Here is a 609-nt window from a genome sequence, read left to right on the forward strand (position 1 = left end):
CTACGACTATGTCATCGGAATGGATGTTGGAAAATACTTCCACCACGCCTGCGTCTTAGATAGCCACGGCGCCCAGGTCCTGTCCAAACGAATCAATCAAAACGAGCAGTCCTTACGCGCGCTCTTTTCGAATTTCTACTCTGGTAACAACAAGGTCCTTGTCGTTGTTGACCAGCCAAATAACATTGGTCGGCTTACTGTCGCGGTAGCCCAAGACCTTGGAATTGATGTGCGCTATCTTCCCGGCTTGGCAATGCGTCAGCTCTCACGCATCCATGCCGGAAACGCCAAAACTGATATCCGGGATGCCTACATCATCGCCCACGCTGCAAAGAACCTTCCAGAATCCCTTCGCAGTGTCGACCGCGTCGAAGAAGCCTTCCTCCAGTTGAAAGTCCTCAACGGCATCGACGAAGACTTAGCACGCTCATACACAAGGCTCATCAACCAGATTCGAAGCGCACTTGTTGGTTGCTACCCGCAATTCGAGCAGGCCATTCGCGGCCAAATATTCCACCGCAAATGGGTCCTGCACCTACTTGCACGCTACGGCGGGCCCACCAAGATAAAACGCTTAGGTAAGGCCAAGGCAGCTGCCTTTGCTCGACG

The 609-nt window shown here is 53.0% G+C and carries 1 protein-coding gene; it reads left to right on the plus strand.

Annotated features, from left to right (window positions below; genetic code table 11):
* The coding region (locus tag ABRP66_RS11670; RefSeq protein WP_349838711.1) for an IS110 family transposase at nt 1-609 on the plus strand (609 nt) is incomplete at both ends.

Origin of the sequence: Corynebacterium sp. KPL2680, assembly GCF_040225675.1 — a bacterium.
GTDB lineage: Bacteria > Actinomycetota > Actinomycetes > Mycobacteriales > Mycobacteriaceae > Corynebacterium > Corynebacterium rhinophilum.